At 52.1% G+C, this 16,251-nt stretch carries 14 protein-coding genes and 1 pseudogene; 7 read left to right on the top strand and 8 right to left on the bottom strand.

What is annotated here, in order from left to right; all coding sequences use genetic code 11:
- Positions 1-16 precede the first annotated feature (16 nt).
- Positions 17-1,147: a hypothetical protein gene (locus IPJ88_14590; GenBank protein QQR89414.1), complete on the top strand. Its 1,131-nt coding sequence runs from the start codon at positions 17-19 to the stop codon at positions 1,145-1,147.
- 44 nt (positions 1,148-1,191) lie between these two features.
- On the opposite strand, the gene IPJ88_14585 is transcribed toward IPJ88_14590, so the two are convergent.
- Entirely contained in the window at positions 1,192-2,094 is a 903-nt protein-coding gene (locus IPJ88_14585) for an LD-carboxypeptidase (protein ID QQR89413.1), read from the bottom strand.
- A 77-nt stretch (positions 2,095-2,171) separates the two neighbouring features.
- On the opposite strand from IPJ88_14585, the gene IPJ88_14580 reads away from it, so the two are divergent.
- Entirely contained in the window at positions 2,172-2,780 is a 609-nt protein-coding gene (locus IPJ88_14580; GenBank protein QQR89412.1) for a DedA family protein, read from the top strand.
- A 5-nt stretch (positions 2,781-2,785) separates the two neighbouring features.
- Here IPJ88_14580 and IPJ88_14575 read toward each other — a convergent pair whose 3' ends face one another.
- The 6 genes from IPJ88_14575 to IPJ88_14550 form a co-directional block, all read right to left on the bottom strand.
- Positions 2,786-3,586: a succinate dehydrogenase/fumarate reductase iron-sulfur subunit gene (locus IPJ88_14575; protein ID QQR89411.1), complete on the bottom strand. Its 801-nt coding sequence runs from the start codon at positions 3,584-3,586 to the stop codon at positions 2,786-2,788.
- A 50-nt stretch (positions 3,587-3,636) separates the two neighbouring features.
- Positions 3,637-5,574, bottom strand: coding sequence for a fumarate reductase/succinate dehydrogenase flavoprotein subunit (locus IPJ88_14570; protein QQR89410.1), 1,938 nt, complete (start codon positions 5,572-5,574; stop codon positions 3,637-3,639).
- 2 nt (positions 5,575-5,576) lie between these two features.
- A complete protein-coding gene (locus tag IPJ88_14565; GenBank protein QQR89409.1) occupies positions 5,577-5,843 on the bottom strand; it encodes a hypothetical protein in 267 nt (88 codons plus the stop codon).
- A gap of 41 nt (positions 5,844-5,884) precedes the next feature.
- Positions 5,885-6,280 carry a hypothetical protein gene (locus IPJ88_14560; protein QQR89408.1) on the bottom strand — a complete coding sequence of 132 codons (396 nt, stop codon included), beginning with the start codon at positions 6,278-6,280 and terminating at the stop codon, positions 5,885-5,887.
- Between the two features lie 380 nt (positions 6,281-6,660).
- Positions 6,661-7,089 carry a hypothetical protein gene (locus tag IPJ88_14555; GenBank protein QQR89407.1) on the bottom strand — a complete coding sequence of 143 codons (429 nt, stop codon included), beginning with the start codon at positions 7,087-7,089 and terminating at the stop codon, positions 6,661-6,663.
- Positions 7,076-7,771, bottom strand: coding sequence for a KamA family radical SAM protein (locus tag IPJ88_14550; protein ID QQR89406.1), 696 nt, complete (start codon positions 7,769-7,771; stop codon positions 7,076-7,078). Before IPJ88_14550 ends, IPJ88_14555 begins: the two co-directional genes overlap by 14 nt.
- 331 nt (positions 7,772-8,102) lie before the next feature.
- Between IPJ88_14550 and IPJ88_14545 the strand changes: the two are divergent.
- Positions 8,103-9,158, top strand: a pseudogene (locus IPJ88_14545) (DNA adenine methylase).
- A 13-nt stretch (positions 9,159-9,171) separates the two neighbouring features.
- On the opposite strand, the gene IPJ88_14540 reads toward IPJ88_14545, so the two are convergent.
- A complete protein-coding gene (locus IPJ88_14540; protein QQR89405.1) occupies positions 9,172-10,200 on the bottom strand; it encodes a radical SAM protein in 1,029 nt (342 codons plus the stop codon).
- Between the two features lie 98 nt (positions 10,201-10,298).
- Between IPJ88_14540 and IPJ88_14535 the strand changes: the two genes are divergently transcribed.
- The 4 genes from IPJ88_14535 to IPJ88_14520 all read left to right on the top strand — a co-directional run bounded on the left by IPJ88_14535 (position 10,299) and on the right by IPJ88_14520 (position 16,247).
- On the top strand, positions 10,299-11,564 hold the full coding sequence (locus IPJ88_14535) for a pyridoxal phosphate-dependent aminotransferase (GenBank protein QQR89404.1): 1,266 nt from the start codon (positions 10,299-10,301) through the stop codon (positions 11,562-11,564).
- Between the two features lie 76 nt (positions 11,565-11,640).
- Entirely contained in the window at positions 11,641-13,410 is a 1,770-nt protein-coding gene (locus tag IPJ88_14530) for a hypothetical protein (GenBank protein ID QQR89403.1), read from the top strand.
- 56 nt (positions 13,411-13,466) lie between these two features.
- Positions 13,467-14,306 (top strand): hypothetical protein, encoded by an 840-nt coding sequence (locus tag IPJ88_14525; GenBank protein QQR89402.1) that lies wholly within the window; start codon positions 13,467-13,469, stop codon positions 14,304-14,306.
- Between the two features lie 81 nt (positions 14,307-14,387).
- Positions 14,388-16,247 (top strand): hypothetical protein, encoded by a 1,860-nt coding sequence (locus IPJ88_14520; GenBank protein QQR89401.1) that lies wholly within the window; start codon positions 14,388-14,390, stop codon positions 16,245-16,247.
- The last annotated feature ends 4 nt before the right edge of the window (positions 16,248-16,251 follow it).

Here is a 16,251-nt window from a genome sequence, read left to right as displayed (position 1 = left end):
AAGTAAATATCTCACGATGGCCTCTTTGATAGTGGGACTCAGTGTCGCATTGATCACTGTACCAGCCTGCTCCTTGCAAACGGCCGAAGATGATCCTGTGGCACAAAGCGATGAAGAAGCGCTAGGTGTTGGCGAGATTTTAGGATTGGCTACTAAAATAGTCGTTATCGGGGGGCTAGCCTACGTTGCCTATGATTTAATGCGTACACTTTACTTCGGGGATAATCCCGAAGATGACGCGTTGCGGGATGAGTGGAATCAAAAGCTGCAAGAGTGGAAGAATGTGCGCGGTAAAAGTGATGCTTCGCTCTCCGAGTTGGCGGATGTTACGCTTGCTGCACTTGCGTTTTTGGCAATTCAATACGGTAAACTACTCTGGGCATTCATTACGGACGCTTTGCGAACTCTTTTTGACAAAGCTTGGGAAGTCGTTGCCAACGCTCTTGATTTAGATCCGGATAAGGGCATTAGGGGAGCTTTCGACGCTGCTGTTGGAAAGATTGCAAACGGCTTGCGCGATTTCTTTGGCTACAACCCTTGCGATGCCTTTGATGCCTTAGAGCAACAAGTCGCATCCCTTCAAGCCACTGGAGCTCCTCCGGAAGCTATTCAGTCTTTGTCCGATGCTCTACCGGATGCCAAAGCCACTTGCGAAGAGTACATTGCTCAGACCGGAAGCGGTCAGACCGTAGAGGAAGCTATCCAACAGGATGAAACGACTCTTGAAGCAAGCGAGATCACAGGTAACTTCCCTTGTACCGATCAAGGCATGAGCGATGCGGCTGCGCTGTGGGCAGGACAGAGTCCCACCGTCATCGCTGTGTGTGTCGATGAATACCTAGCGGTGCGTTTTGCTCCACAGAAAATGACTTATTCAGTCAATTCAGATACGAGTCGTGGTGCATTTGCGGTGGCCAACTTTGGGGGTTGTCCGGAACAGTACATGGGCCGTGCTTGCGCGGTAGACGTCTTTTCGGAGAATGGCCAAAACCTATTCACGTCAAACGCGGATGGTGCGCCAACAGTCAACATCCCTGCAAACATGATTCCCGTCGACATTGAGGTAGCGTCAGGCGCGACAGGGTTTATCGGGCTAAGAGCCTTTGACGATGAGGCTCCTAGTTTCATTGATGCATCGTTTCCTTAATACACGAGGGAGCACTCCTAGTGCTCTGATTGAAGCGTAGTGATCTAAAACCGCAGTACAGCTTGGCTCTCTTGGAACAAAAGAGCCAAGCTTGCTTGTGCTCCAAGTACAATGGCGCGCCGATCAAAAGGTGGGTGGCCATGGGGCATGCCGGAGGCGGTGGGGATACTTAGGCTTTGGCTAAAGTCGCGTAGGACTGCATCGATGGCTTTAGGGGAGCTGTCGTTATCGCAGTTCGTGAAAGCTCCGAAGACTAGGGCGGCTATGCGTTCAAAGATGCCGGCTTGCCGGAGCTGGGTGAGCATGCGGTCGATGCGGTAGGGAGCCTCGCCGATGTCTTCCAAGAAGAGAATAGCGCCATCGATGGGTGGGAAATGTGGGGTGCCAAGCAAGGAGCATAAGACGGCCAGGTTTCCGCCGAGCAGAGGGCCTGTGGCGCTGCCCGGGACAAGCACTTCAAGGTCATCGAAAGCTTTGGGGGTGCTGCCTTCGATGACAGATATCCAGTCTTCAAAGTCATCGTCGCTCATTTTGGCAAGGCTCGCCATCATCGGTGCATGAAAACTTTGCAAGCCTGCTTCGGCCCACAAGGCATGCAGTGCCGTGATGTCGCTAAAGCCGATCAAGCTTTTCTTTTCTCGACGGATAAGGTCGAGATCAAGGCTATCCAACAAGCGCGTTGCGCCATAGCCGCCGCGTGCGCATAGGATGCCGTCAACTTCTGGATCGTGAAGGGCTTGGACAAGTTCTTCGATACGTCTTTTGTCATTTCCGGCCGAAAAACCATCTTTGCTGAAAATATCTTGCCGATAGCGTAGGCTGTAGCGGGCGGCGAGGCGCGCTTCAGCTTGACGAAAGATGTCGGTATCAAATGGGCCCGAGGGCGCTACAATGGCAAGAGTGCTTCCTTGATGGATAACGCGGGGCGAAATAAACGATCGAGGCATAATGAGCGTTAAAAACCTATCACAAAAGCAGAAACATGACGGAGTATTTCGATCCTACAGATTGTGATCAATTTTAAATGATGGATAGTTTACTTGACTGGCTAAGGAGTAACGAGAGCTATTACGCCTATCTGGTTTTGGCGGCCTCAGCAAGCATTGAGTACATTATCCCGCCATTTCCAGGGGATACTGTCACGCTCTTCGGCGTGTTTCTGTGTGTGACAGCAGGCTATCGTTTGTGGTGGGTGTATCTGGTGATTACGGCAGGCTCTGTGGCAGGAGGCATGCTTAGTTATGGAGCAGGGCGCTGGCTTGTGGCGAGCGATACACGGCTTGATGCTTGGGTGAGCCATCCCAAAAGTCGGCGCGCCATCGAGGTGTTGAAGCAACGTTTCCAAAAACAAGGGCCGATGTACTTGGCGCTCAATCGCTTTTTGCCGATGCTGCGTGCTTTTTTCTTTTTGGCGGCAGGGATTGCAAAAATGCCAGTCGGGCAAACGATTTTCTTTGGCGCTCTATCGGCACTGGCTTGGAACGGTCTGATTGGGGCTGCTGGTTATAGCGGCGGTGCAAACTGGGATAAGTTGCAGTTGCTCTATAAGCAATACACCGTAATCGTCTTCGCCGGTTTGGTGCTTGCTTTGCTCGTGTGGTTGCTCGTTAGAAAGCTACGCTCAGAGCACTAAGGGGCCTAGCTGTCTTCAACCTGCCGAAGTTTTGGAGCTTTCAAAGTCGTTTCTGCCTTGAGCATGGCGTCTAAGAAATCACGGTTCATGCGAGCTATCCAGTTGACACTGATGCCCTTGGGGCATGCTGTTTCGCATTCGCCGTGATTGGTGCAGGAGCCAAAGCCTTCGGCGTCGTGCTGAGCTACCATTTTGCGAACGCGCTCCTGTCGTTCGGCTTGGCCTTGCGGAAGCAAGCTAAGATGGGAGACTTTGGCCGCCACAAACAAATGAGCGGAAGCATTCGGGCAAGCTGCTACGCATGCACCGCAACCAATGCAGGCTGCGGCATCAAAAGCTGCATCGGCTGCGGCTTTACCAATGGGTATTTCGTTTGCATCTTGAGGACTGCCCGTGCGCACTGAGACGTACCCACCTGCTTGAATAATGCGATCAAAGGAGCCGCGATCCACAACCAAGTCTTTAATGATAGGGAAGGCTGAGGTGCGCCAAGGTTCGATCCAAAGCTCATCACCGTCGGAAAATTGCCTCATGTGCAATTGACAGGTGGTTGTCAGTTTCTGTGGACCGTGGGCAAAGCCATTGACGACAACGCCGCAAGCCCCACAAATCCCTTCGCGACAATCGTGCTCGAAAGCTATGGGGTCTTTGCCAGATTCAATAATTCCTTCATTGACGACGTCCAGCATTTCCAAAAAGGACATGTCTTTGTTGACCTTGTCCGCTGTGTAGCTTTCAAAGCGGCCGGTGTCATTCGGGCCATTTTGCCGCCAGATGTGAAGTTTCAAACGTATGATATCTGCCATGGGTCGTTATTCCTTTAAGCTATCGCGTTCCGCCGTCCCCGGAACATTATCTATTTGTAGCTCCGTTGGCTTGGTGTCACAAACTCAAAGTTTAGGTTTTCCTTGTGAAGCGTTGGATAGGCTGCGTTGCCCGAGTGCTCCCAAGCGGCGACATAGCTAAAGGCTGCATCATTGCGCTTCGCTTCGCCTTCGGGGGTTTGATGTTCTTCGCGGAAGTGTCCACCGCAGGACTCTTCGCGGTGCAGGGCATCAATGCACATGAGTTCGCCAAGCTCAAGAAAATCTGCAACACGACCCGCCTTTTCGAGCGTTTGGTTCATACCACTTCCGTTTTCTGGGATTTGAACTTCGTTCCAAAACTGCTCGCGCAATTCTGGAATTTCTTTGAGCGCTTGCCGAAGCCCTGCTGCGGTGCGTGACATGCCGCAGTGCTCCCAGATGATGGAACCAAGCTTGCGATGAAACCAATCTGGCGAGTGTTTCGGCGAAGGGGTGTTGCAGAGCTTTTCGATATTGCCTTGCACTTCTTTCATCACGGAGACTGCTTCGGGGTGGTCCTCTGACACAGGTTTTAGCTCCGTTGAAGCCAAATAGTTCGGTAAGGTGTAAGGCAGTACAAAATAACCATCGGCTAGCCCTTGCATAAGCGCGCTTGCGCCCAAACGGTTTGCGCCGTGATCGGAAAAGTTTGCTTCACCAATCGCAAACAAGCCCTCAATGGTCGTCATCAGATTGTAATCAACCCACAAGCCGCCCATGGTATAGTGGGTCGCTGGATAGATGCGCATGGGTACTTCATAGGGATCTTCACCGGTGATGCGCTCATACATTTCAAAGAGATTGCCGTAGCGTTCCTCAACTTCTTTTCGGCCCAAGCGGCGGATCGCATCGGAAAAGTCCAAGTAAACACCGCGGCGCTGCCCCTCGATTTCATGTCCGACGCCGCGACCTTCATCACAGACTGCTTTTGCTGAACGCGATGCGATGTCACGTGGCACAAGATTACCAAAGGCTGGATATTTGCGCTCAAGGTAGTAGTCCCGTCGGTCTTCGGGGATTTGTCTCGGGTTTTTGCTGCAATCGGAAGAGTCTTTGGGCACCCATACACGACCATCGTTGCGTAGCGATTCACTCATGAGGGTGAGTTTGCTTTGGTAGTCGCCAGACTGCGGAATGCAAGTCGGATGAATTTGGGTGTAGCAAGGGTTAGCAAACAAAGCGCCTCGTCGATAGGCACGCAGGATAGCTGTTGCGTTGGAACCCTTGGCGTTGGTCGAAAGGTAAAAGACGTTGCCGTAGCCGCCGGTAGCAAGCACTACGCAATCGGCCATGTGCACATCCAGCCGTCCGCTTACTAGATCGCGAGTTACAATGCCGCGAGCTTTGCCATCAACGATGATCAGGTCCAGCATTTCGGTGCGCGGATACATGGTCACTGTGCCCGCTTCAACTTGCTTGCTCAGTGCTTGATAGGCCCCTAGCAAAAGTTGCTGCCCCGTCTGACCGCGGGCGTAAAAAGTCCGAGACACCTGCGCGCCGCCGAAGGAGCGGTTGGCAAGTAAGCCCCCGTATTCACGAGCAAAAGGCACACCTTGTGCGACGGCCTGATCGATGATGGAGTTGGCGACTTCGGCTAAACGGAAGACGTTGCTTTCGCGTGAGCGAAAGTCTCCACCCTTAATGGTGTCATAGAAAAGACGCCAGATGCTGTCGTTGTCGTTTTGATAGTTTTTGGCAGCATTGATGCCGCCCTGGGCGGCGATGCTGTGTGCACGCCGTGGACTGTCTTGAAAACAAAAGTTCTTAACGTTGTAGCCTTGCTCGCCCAGCGTGGCAGCGGCCGATGCACCTGCAAGTCCAGTGCCGACAATGATGATCTGATGTTTTCGGCGGTTAGCGGGCGCAACCAGTTTTATCGCTGCTTTGTGCTGCGTCCAGCGTTGTTCAAGCTGACCATTTGGTGTTTTTGAATTAAGTTCAGTCGTCATTGTTAATGCCCTGCCAGTTCGGGGTAGTAGAAATGCTGGTCCGTGGGGCTGAGCACGCCAGCCATAACCATAATTGGAAAGGAAAGATTGCCTACGACGATAAAGGTTGCGAGTGCATAAGCTGCGAATTTACGCGCGGCATTGTAGCGTGGGTGGTTTGCGCCCAGCGTTTGCAAAAAACTCCACGCGCCGTGATACAAATGCAAGCCAACCGCAAGGTTGCCGATGATGTAGATGGCCGAGATCCACCAAATCTGAAAGCCCAACACAACGTTGTTGTAAACATTGTGTGGATCAAATTCATAAAGACCTAAAGTCTTGCCGCCAGTGAGATGTGCGAGGTGATAAAGAATGAAAAGAGTAGGATGATCCCGCCCCAGCGCATGGTGCGAGCAGCGTAACTGCTGCTTTGATACACATGTTTTTGATAGGGAATGGGTCTCGCTTTTTTGGCCAGCATCCATAGCTGGAAGGCTGAAGTCATGTGCACGATGATAGCCCCTAAAAGAGCTAGTCGGGCTACCCAAAGCAGCGGGCCAAGTTTGCGCAGTCCAGCAGCGTAAGCGTTGATTTTTTCAGGCCCCGCGTAGAGCTGCAGATTGCCAAGAAGATGGGCGATCAAAAAGCCGATGAGCAACACGCCGCTAACGGCCATCAGTGCTTTTTTACCTATCGTAGTTTGCCGAAGAGTGAGAGTACCTTCCATGATAACCTTTTGCCGTCCTTAGTGTGTGCCAGCTGGGGCATGGCAGCACAACATGAGGCGCTTTTACGGTCTCGAAACCGACTTGGCGTCTCGTAGGGAATTCTTGTCCTGCCTTTTACCTCATCAGCGACTTTGGTCAATGGCTAAACCGTATCGCCTAGGCCGTGATCCACGGCGCGATAGGCCCTCGCTTTTTGCGCTGCCTGCTCACCTATCGCGTATAGGCTCCGCGGGCTGCTCGAAACCGAGACCCTCTCGCTTGTGTCTCAAGACCTATGCAATACGGTTTAGTAGGTGTCTAGCGCTTTTATGGTTGCAGTGACTTTTCGGGAGCTTTCCTAAACGAGTTTCTCTGGGTTCAATGGCTCGCTTGATATGTATTACGGCGGATCAATATAATCGACAAGTTCGCCGCGAAAAGTCCGCAGTGTGGTATGGCCTTGTGCCTGCTTGACAATGGGATCGTATTGCGCTTGGACTTTACCTTTGCCGCCGGGCGTATCAATGATGAATTTGGGCAAAGCAATTCCGCTGAGCCTGCCTTGCAGAGCTTGCATAATATCAAGGCCGACCTTCAGCGGTGTGCGCAAGTGCCCTGTGCCTGAAACCGGATCGGCTTGAAGCAAGTAGTAGGGTCTGACACGCTGCTGAACGAGCTTTCGAAATAGTTCTTCAAGCACTTGGCTTTCATCATTGATGCCGCGAAGAAGCACACTTTGGTTCATCACCGGGATGCCGTGATCCACAAGCAAGGCAAGTGCTTTTTTCGCTTCGGGGCTCAGTTCTTTGGGGTGGTTAAAATGCGTCATCAGCCAGACTGAAGGGGTGGCTTCGCAGTGTTTCGCACAGCGCTTTGTCGATGCGTTGCGGAAGTGTAACCGGGGTCCGGCTTGCGATTCGAATATTGCCGATCGACGGAATGCTTCTAAGCTCGTGCAGTAGGGCCCTGATTTTCGTATCGCTCATCACCAGAGGATCGCCCCCTGAGACAATAACTTCCTGAATGTCAGGGTGTGATTTTAGATAAGCAAATGCTGTTTCGAGTTCCTTTAAGGACGCTGCTCCGCCACCGGCGCCTACGATGCGTGAGCGCGTACAAAAGCGGCAATACACACCGCAGCGGTCGGTGAAAAAAAGCAGAACTCGATCGGGATAGCGCTGAATCAGTCGCGGAGCTACTTCGTGCGCTTCTTCGCCCAAAGGATCACGAAGGTCGCCCTCGCTTCGAAGTTTTTCTTTTGCGCTAGGAATGCATTGAAGACGAATCGGGCATGCTGGGTTGTCGGGATCACAGAGCGACAAATAGTAGGGGGTGATGGCCAAGGGAAAGCCTTGGGTTAAGGCGTGCTCTATACCTTCCCGCTCGTCGTCCGTTAGTTTTAATGCGCGTTCAAGCCCGGCTAAATCACGTAGACTATGCTGCGCTTGCCAGCGCCAGTCCTGAGCGTCGCGCTTGCTCGGGACGGAAGGGGAATAAGTTGGCAACAACATGGGAGCTTTTTATAAACACGGATGGCGCGCTTGCACAACGCTGGGTCCAGGCTGTTTGCTGATGCGCTGAGGCCTTCAATTAAAGTTTCGGCCGTAATCCCCTTCATTTATCGGGGTTTTTGCCGATTAGATCGCCGCACTATACCTCAGGATCGGTGCGGTCGATGCATGACCTTGCTTGTTTTGGTCTTCGATAAGGCCGTGTTGTGCATGTTTATCCATAATTGTTTCAATCCACGTCTCAGTCGCTTTGAGCGACTACCCTTAATATGGAGAGTGAAGGGAGTTGCTGGTTGAGCTAAACAGCTTGGGCTACTAAAATGAAGCGATTGTGATCAAATACATTGGCTCAAAACGCGTGCTTATTCCGCAGATTCTGCAAGCCGTAGCTTCCTTTCCCAAGGTCAAAAACGTTGTTGATCTGTTTTCGGGCACATCGCGAGTCGCGCATGCTCTAAAGAAAGCAGGTTATTTCGTTCAAGCAAACGATCACAATCAATACGCGCATGTGCTTGCGCGCTGCTACGTTCAAGCCGATCGCAACGCCATCCAAAAAGAGGCTGCGCTGTTGATTGAAGAGTTCAATCGTATACCGGGCAAAGCTGGGTATTTCACTGAAACCTTCTGCAATCAATCTCGCTTTTTTCATCCCACCAATGGTGAAAGAGTGGACGCCATTCGGGAGCGCATTGCCGAACTTGGGCTCGAGCCAAATCTCGAAGCCGTATTGCTTGTCTCTTTGATGGAAGCTGCTGACCGCGTGGATTCAACCACGGGTGTACAGATGGCTTATCTCAAGCAGTGGGCTAAGCGTGCTCACAACCCGCTTCAGTTACGTCTACCGGATGTGTTGCCGGGGGACGGTCTAGCGACACGTCTTGAAGCCGCCGACGCAGCCAAGACCCTTAAAGCAGATTTGGTTTATCTCGATCCGCCCTACAATCAACATAGTTATCGTGGGAACTACCATGTGTGGGAGAGTTTGGTGCGTTGGGATAAACCCGAAGTGTACGGCAAGGCCTGTAAACGCATCGATTGCAGAGAATACAAAAGCCCTTTTAACTCGAAACGTTTGATTCACGATGCCCTTAGTAAAGTCATCTCTAATATTCAGGCCAAGCATTTACTCGTCTCGTTCAACAATGAAGGCTATGTGAGCCGTGAAGAGATGGAAGAGCTCTTGGGCAAATGGGGCAACGTTGCGGTGCTAGGTATTGATTTTAAAACGTTACGTTGGCGCTCAGATTGGTATCCATAACCTTGAAGGCAAAAGGTCGGTCAGGTAAGTCATTTACGCAACACTGAATTCCTTTATTTCGTTTCCAAGACGAAAGACATAGCGCAAAAAGTGCTTCAAGGCATGAACCCTGAATCACTTGCGGTCTAAACCTCGTATTACTCTAGGTGGCGATTAAGTTCAGTTGTTCAAAAGGGCGCTCAAAGCTATCGCGCTTGTGGGCAATGCCAACCTCGTTTTTGTTAATACCCAGGCGTGCGCAATGATTTTTAAACAGTTGCTCGATCATCGACCAGCGTTTACCGCTTCCTTGCATGCGCTCGTGAAATGCTGCAGAACTTGTTTTACCTTTTCGAAGTGACATGAGTGCGTTTTGCACCTTGCTTTGCCGCATCGGCATGCTTTGTTTGAGCGATGCAAAGAAATACGGCTCTACTGAGGCGGGCAGGCGGAGCAAGGTCATAAAGGCGTGTTTTGCTCCGGCATCGCTTGCTTGCTCAAGGATGGTTGGAATCATGTTGTCGTTCACCCCTGGAATGATTGGGGCGAGTGAAACCCCTGTCTCAATCCCAGCTTGGCTCAACTCTGCCAAGACGGCGAAGCGCCTTTCAATGGGGCTGGCGAAAGGCTCAAAGATGCGCCCGGTTTCGTTGTCGCTAAAAGGAATGCTAAAAAACACCGATAATCCGCTAACTTTTGCCAACTGGCGCAGCAAATCCATGTCGCGACAAATTACGTTGGCACCTTTTGTGATGATGCCGACTGGATTTTTGTATTTGAGGCAAAGCTCGAGGCATTGGCGGGTGATGCCGTAGGCTGCTTCAAGAGGCTGGTAGCAATCGGTTACGCCTGAAAATACCAAGGTTTCGCCTTGCCAACTTGCTTTATCAAAGGCCTTGCGCAGCAACGTTGCCGCGTTGATCTTGACGATAATCTTCCGCTCGAAATCGGTGCCTGCGCCCATATCAAGATAGTGATGGTAGGGGCGGGCATAGCAGTACGTACAACCATGATAGCACCCACGGTAAGGGTTGATGGACCAGCGAAAGTTCAAATCCGGGCTTTCATGGCGAGAGAGAATGCTTTTGGCTTCTTCTTCAAAGACTTGGAGTTTGACGTGGGGCGCCTCGCCTTCCCAGTCAACCAAGGTGCTGTGCCAGGGGTTTGGTGGGTTAAGAACGGGACGGATCATGCAAAGCAAAATGCCTTGGTACTGAAAAAATGTCCAGGCATCTGTTTTGCTCTCATTGCTGGACCCTTTTGGTGTGTGATGGCAAAAGAAGCTCCGTGATGCAAAACAACTCGAACAATGAGCGCCCCCTAGGCAGTTTTAGGCCCGTTCCACGCACCGGCGTGATTTACGTCACCGCCGAGGCTGAGAAAAGAGGCTTTTCCGCTACCGATCCGGAGTGGTGCAATTTGGGACAAGGGCAACCGGAGACTGGTCCACTGCCCGGTGCGCCAGAGCGTATCAAACAAATCGCGCTCGAAGCGGATCAGGACTACGCACCGGTGGGTGGTTTGCTTGAGCTGCGTGAAGCGGTGGCCGAGATGTACAACGCGCTGTTCCGAAAAGGCAAAGCCTCTCAGTACACAGCGGAGAACGTCGCGATTTGCGGGGGAGGCCGCGTGGGACTCATGCGAGTGGCTGCATCCATCGCGCCAGTGCATCTCGGACATTTCTTGCCGGACTACACCGCCTACGCTGAAGTTTTGGATGTCTTTCGCCGTTTCAATCCCATTCCGATTTTGCTTGAGCCAGCCAATGGCTACGCTTTCGGGGCGGATGAATTGCGGCATGAAATACAAGGCCGAGGCCTTGGCGCTTTGCTCCTAAGCAACGCATGTAATCCAACGGGCAAACTTGTCCATGGCCAAGAGCTGGCTCAGTGGGTTGATGCGGCACGGGAGCTTGATTGCACCTTGATCTTGGATGAGTTTTACTCGCACTACGTATGGGCCAAAGACGCTCCAAGCATTGTAAGCGCCGCAGCGCACGTGCAGGACGTCGAAAACGATCCAGTAGTGATTCTCGACGGCCTAACGAAGAACTGGCGCTACCCCGGATGGCGTGTGACCTGGGTGCTCGGACCCAAACAGGTCATTGAGGGATGCATCAGTGCCGGATCTTTTTTGGACGGTGGTGGATCGCGGCCGATGCAACGTGCAGCGATTGACCTAGTCAACGAAGCGCACGCCAAACAGGAAACAGAAGCTATCCAAAAAGCTTTCCGCCCTAAACGCGATCTGCTCGTTGCCGGACTAAAAAAAATGGGCATCAAGCTTGCGCTTGAACCCCAAGGCACCTTCTATGTCTGGGGCGATTTATCGGAGCTACCGCCTTCACTGCGCAGTGGTGACGATTTTTTTCGGGCGGCCCTCGAAGAGAAAGTGATCATTGTTCCAGGCGAGTTTTTTGATGTCGATCCGGGCTCACGCCGTATTGGTCGAACTTCGCGCTTTCGGCATCACGCGCGTTTTTCCTTCGGCCCCTCCATGCCGGTGATTGAAAAAGCACTCAAACGTCTCGAAAAGATTATCCAAAAACATTCCTAAGTTTGTTTTTTTTTCAAGGTTTGCTGCGTGCTGCGAAGTGGTGTACGACTTTCCATGGGTTCTTGGAGGGTTTTGTATGTCGATCGTATTTAGTCGCTTTTCTCTGCTTACAGCGTTGTCATGTTCTTTGTTGGCTTGGACTGCTCCGACGCAGGCTCAAACCTGTGGTGAGAATGTTTTGAACAGTGATTTTAGTTCCGACTGCGCCAACTGGGATGATTTGTCGGGAAGCGATTGTCAGGTGAATACGGAAGATGCTTATGGTGGAAGTTCACCTTCGAACAAAGTTGCTCAAATTTTGGGTTTGCCTTTCAACTTGGATCAAAACCTAAGCAATCTAGTATCGGGACAGGACTATGTTTTAACCTTCAAGGCTGCGCGGCGTTCGAGCACACCAGTTGATGCGACGGTCAATATCAATTTTTTAGGAGCAACGTCTTCGGTGACTCCAAGTGCAGCTGACTATGTTTTTACGACCTATCAAGTTACCGTAACGGCCAGTGCTACAACCGGCTCGATTCGTTTCACGCCGGGCTCCAACATGGACAACGTCAACGGTATCCTTATCGACGACGTTTCGATAGTTGTAAGCTGCGATGATGCGCTTTCTTGCACAACCGACAGCTGCAGCGTCGGAGTATGCTCAAATGTGCTCAGCACAGGTTGTTTGATTTCAGGACAATGCATTGCCGAAAACGCACTAAACCCTGCGAATGACTGTCAAGCCTGTATTTCAGCCACGTCAACATCAAGCTATTCCGATCTTGCAGCCAGTACTGCGTGCGGCGATGCAAGCGATACCGATTGCAGCGATCCAGATACTTGCGACGGTGCGGGCGTTTGTCTTGCCAACGATGAAACAGCCGGCGTTTCCTGCGGCGATCTCACCGATGACGAATGCGCTAATCCTGATATTTGCAACGGGACTGGCGTCTGTTTGGCGAACGATGAAATAGCCGGAACTGCGTGTGGCGATCCAACCGACGATGCCTGCACCAATCCGGATACCTGCGATGGCCTGGGCGGTTGTTTGGCAAACCATGAAATGGCTGGTTTTGCCTGTGGCAGCGCTACGACGACCGAATGCGATAACGCCGATAGTTGCGATGGCGCTGGTAGCTGCCAGCTCAATTACGTTGTTGGCGGAACGCCTTGTGGTGATTCAAGCGATACCGACTGTACGGATCCAAATACCTGTGATGGAGGAGGATCCTGTCAAGATAACCACGCAGTCAACGGAACGTTGTGTGGTGATAGTTCCGATACGGTCTGCACCGATCCAGACAGCTGTTTGTCAGGGACATGCCAGAGCAACCATGCTGTAGATGGTACGGCTTGCGACGATAGCAACGAATGCCTCAATGGCGATCAATGTAGCTCTGGGCTGTGTTCAGGGACGAGCCCTGTCGTTTGCGGAAGCGCTTCAATGCCTGTTTGTGAGCCAAGCACTGGCAACTGCGTTGAGTGCACTTTAGATGATCAAAACGCATGTGATGGAAGCACTCCCATATGCGATAGCGGAAGCAATGCCTGCCAGGGATGTACCGATGATGCGGAGTGTATCACTCGCTTTGGCGCTTCGCAGGTGTGCGATACGAGCACTGGGGAATGCTATTCGACAGCGGGCGATGCGGGGGTCATGTCTGATAGTGGCGTAGACGATGCTGGCATGCGTCCCGATGGCGATACCGGTAGCTTTGTAAACGGCTATGAAGGCGTTGCTGGCGGCGGAGGTTGCGATTGCGCAGTTAATTCAGAGCATAATACTGCTCATGCCACATTGTGGTTGACTGTGTTCGGCTTATGCCTTGTGCGTCGCCGCCGTGTAATGCATCGCAGCAAATAATTAAATACCGCAAAGCTATTTGGAGTTAGGCCGCTCGCGATGCTATTCTTTGGTGCATGAACCGAGGTTGGCTTTCACTGGCGTGTCTAACGCTGCTCATGTTCTTGCTTGCTTCTCCGGCAGAAGCCAAGCGTCGAAAAAAAACTAAGAAGGTCGATGTCACAGCTGAAGTCGAGGAGCCTGCTCAGAGCGAAGCTCCTCCTGAGGCATCGGAAGAAACGGCAATAGAGGATTCCGATGAAGCTGACGCCTCAACCCAAAAAATAAAAAGCAAGTCAGGCATGGTCTTTGGTCTTGCTCCTGGTCTTTATTTTGAGGACTCCGGACGTGATGGCTCTCGCAAAGTAGCCATCAATGAACCGCTCGATGAATCCGGTGATTACTCAAGTGCAAATCTTTTATCGATAAATGCCTATTTGCTCTTTCCATTGGGTCAGCCCACGCGATTTGGTTTTGGCTTGCGCTACGCAGGCAATTACAAAACGGAGCCTGAGGGTGACGATACAAGTTACAGCTATGGCCATATGCTGGATCTGTATGCACAGCTTGAATACATCATTGATTCGTTGCCTCTTGTCGATTTGATATTGGGCGCGCGCGCAGGTCTGTCGACTCTTTTGCCCGGCGGCGACTTTGCCGATGAAATCGATGCATTGCAGGCGCAGGGTGTTGATGTTTGGAGTGTGCCACGCTTAGGCGGCTTTATCGCGCCGCTCGTGCATGTTCGTTTGCCGCTTCATGAAAACTTTGCGCTTCGTGGAGGTCTTTCTTTTACGGCGGGCCGTATGTTCTTGTTTAACACCGAGCAGACGGTTCAAGGTGTTCCTTTTGCCATCGACTGGCAGCTTAATATCCTCCGTTACGGATTCACTGTAGGTGCAGAGGTGGCACTGTGAGGAAATGATTGCTTTGCTTGCGTTATCGACAAAGACAGATCAGATTAACAGACCGTATCGGAGTGTGGTGGCATGAGCGCTATGACAAAGAGACTACCTCGGAATGTGATAGTCAGCGCGAGCGTATGCTCGTGGTTAGTCGTGCTGTTTGCGTCTGCTTGTGGTGAGGAGCTTCAGTTTGATGCAAACAATCCCGCTCGTGGTCCGGGGCAATTTGTTGGCCTAAGCGAGCCGCTCAACGCGGGACCATTGCTCGGCGGAAACGATACCTTGCCGCAAGCAAGAGACGTTGCTCTTCCTGCCAATGGCGAGTTGCCCGATTGCGATGGCGATTGCCAGAGTTACTGTGATGCCGCTGCTCTAGAAAACCCCATCAACCGTGCGATGTGCCCTGCCACTTGGGGCGTCGGCCTTTCCACGCGAGCCCTCGAAAAAGGTGAGGCTTGCCGTCGGCTGTACATGGACCTGATCGGTCGTTATCCCACAGAGGCTGAGACATTAAACAATTGCGCTGCGCGTCCATGGGGCGAGGTCGTTTGGGAACTTATCGATAGCGAAGAGTTTTCGCTGCAATGCCGTCGACGCTGGGCCGACATTTTTGGTTACAGCACCCAAAAGGTCAGTGTTGAGCGTATTTATGACATGGACAACATTGTCGGCAAGCTATGCGGCGGTTATCTCGCTTACGATGTCTTCGCGACCGTTGCTGCTTCGCATCCCGTTGTAACACGGCTGTACGATACCTCAGGCGATCGGGCTGAAGCGGCTTTTTCCATGTTTCTCGGTAGACCGCCTGATGAAAACGAACGCAGCGACCTTGCAAGGCTTTATTCGCTGTGGCTCAACGACTACCACGATCATCAAGTGCTCGGCATGCGCTTGCCAGATTCGTGGCTTCAATACCGCTGCGTTAATGAAAACGGCGTTCGGGATCCGGCCACAGTGGGCGAATGCACAAGCGTTGAGTTTGGCGAGTTGGTCGAGCTCTATTTAAGGCCCGACATACGTGCCTTGACTGTAGACGGACAAAAACGCATGTGGAGTGGTTTGCTCAAAGCCGATGAATGGCAACAACTGCAAGAGCCTGGACGATTGATTTCAAGCGCTTTGCGCTACGGCCCAGTGTTTTGGGAACACATTGTTGATAGGGTGCTTCAGCAGTACCTTGGCTACGCCCTTGGCCGCGAGATTCCCGCCGTACGCTCTGAGATGGTCGACTACCTTACCAATTTATACAACGGAGATTTACGAGCTGTTCATTACGCCATTGCTACCTCTGCAGCCTATTTGCAGTCGGCTCAGGGCGAGCAAGCAAGCGGAGGAGGAACTCCGACTGAACATCGCTGGACCTATGGACCGCTCAAGCAAGTCCAAGCAGAAGGTTGGGTCAAAAGTATGAGCAGCACCCTTGGGGTAAATATTGGTGCTTGCGATCATCGCATCACGCGACCCGAGGATTTCCTTGAGGCTGGAAGCATTGCCGCATACTTGTTGCTTGAGAAATCCGATTGGCAGCTTTCTACCGAAAGCGAAGGGCTCATTGTCGGCGAATACCGGGACCTCGTACGAACTTTGGGCGGCTGTCCCAACAATGAGGAATCCTCGCGCTTTAGCATTGTGAGTGTGCTTACAACCGGCGTGCAGCTTAATTTTGCTTCGCAAGTATGTGATCCAGCGTTAGAAGGAAGCGACGCCGCAGCGGCTATCGGGGCCATGCTGCCCAATGGTGTGACAGCCAGCACGGCTGCCAGTGCAGATATCGCCGAGCAACTCTTACGACATCAGGCGAGGGTGTTCTTTGGGCGAGATGCAACGGCGGTTGAAGTCGAGGAGATTCGCGCCGCAGGCGAGCAAGCGGCGCGAGATGCGCGCACGGCAGAGGAATTTGCGCGCCCGCTTTGTTACGCGCTGTTATCAAGTGCAGAAATGTTGTTTTACTGAGGCA

The sequence above is a fragment of the Myxococcales bacterium genome (assembly GCA_016699535.1).
GTDB lineage: Bacteria > Myxococcota_A > Polyangia > Polyangiales.
Note: the sequence above shows the minus strand (reverse complement) of the source record. Positions and strands in the feature narration are given on the sequence as shown.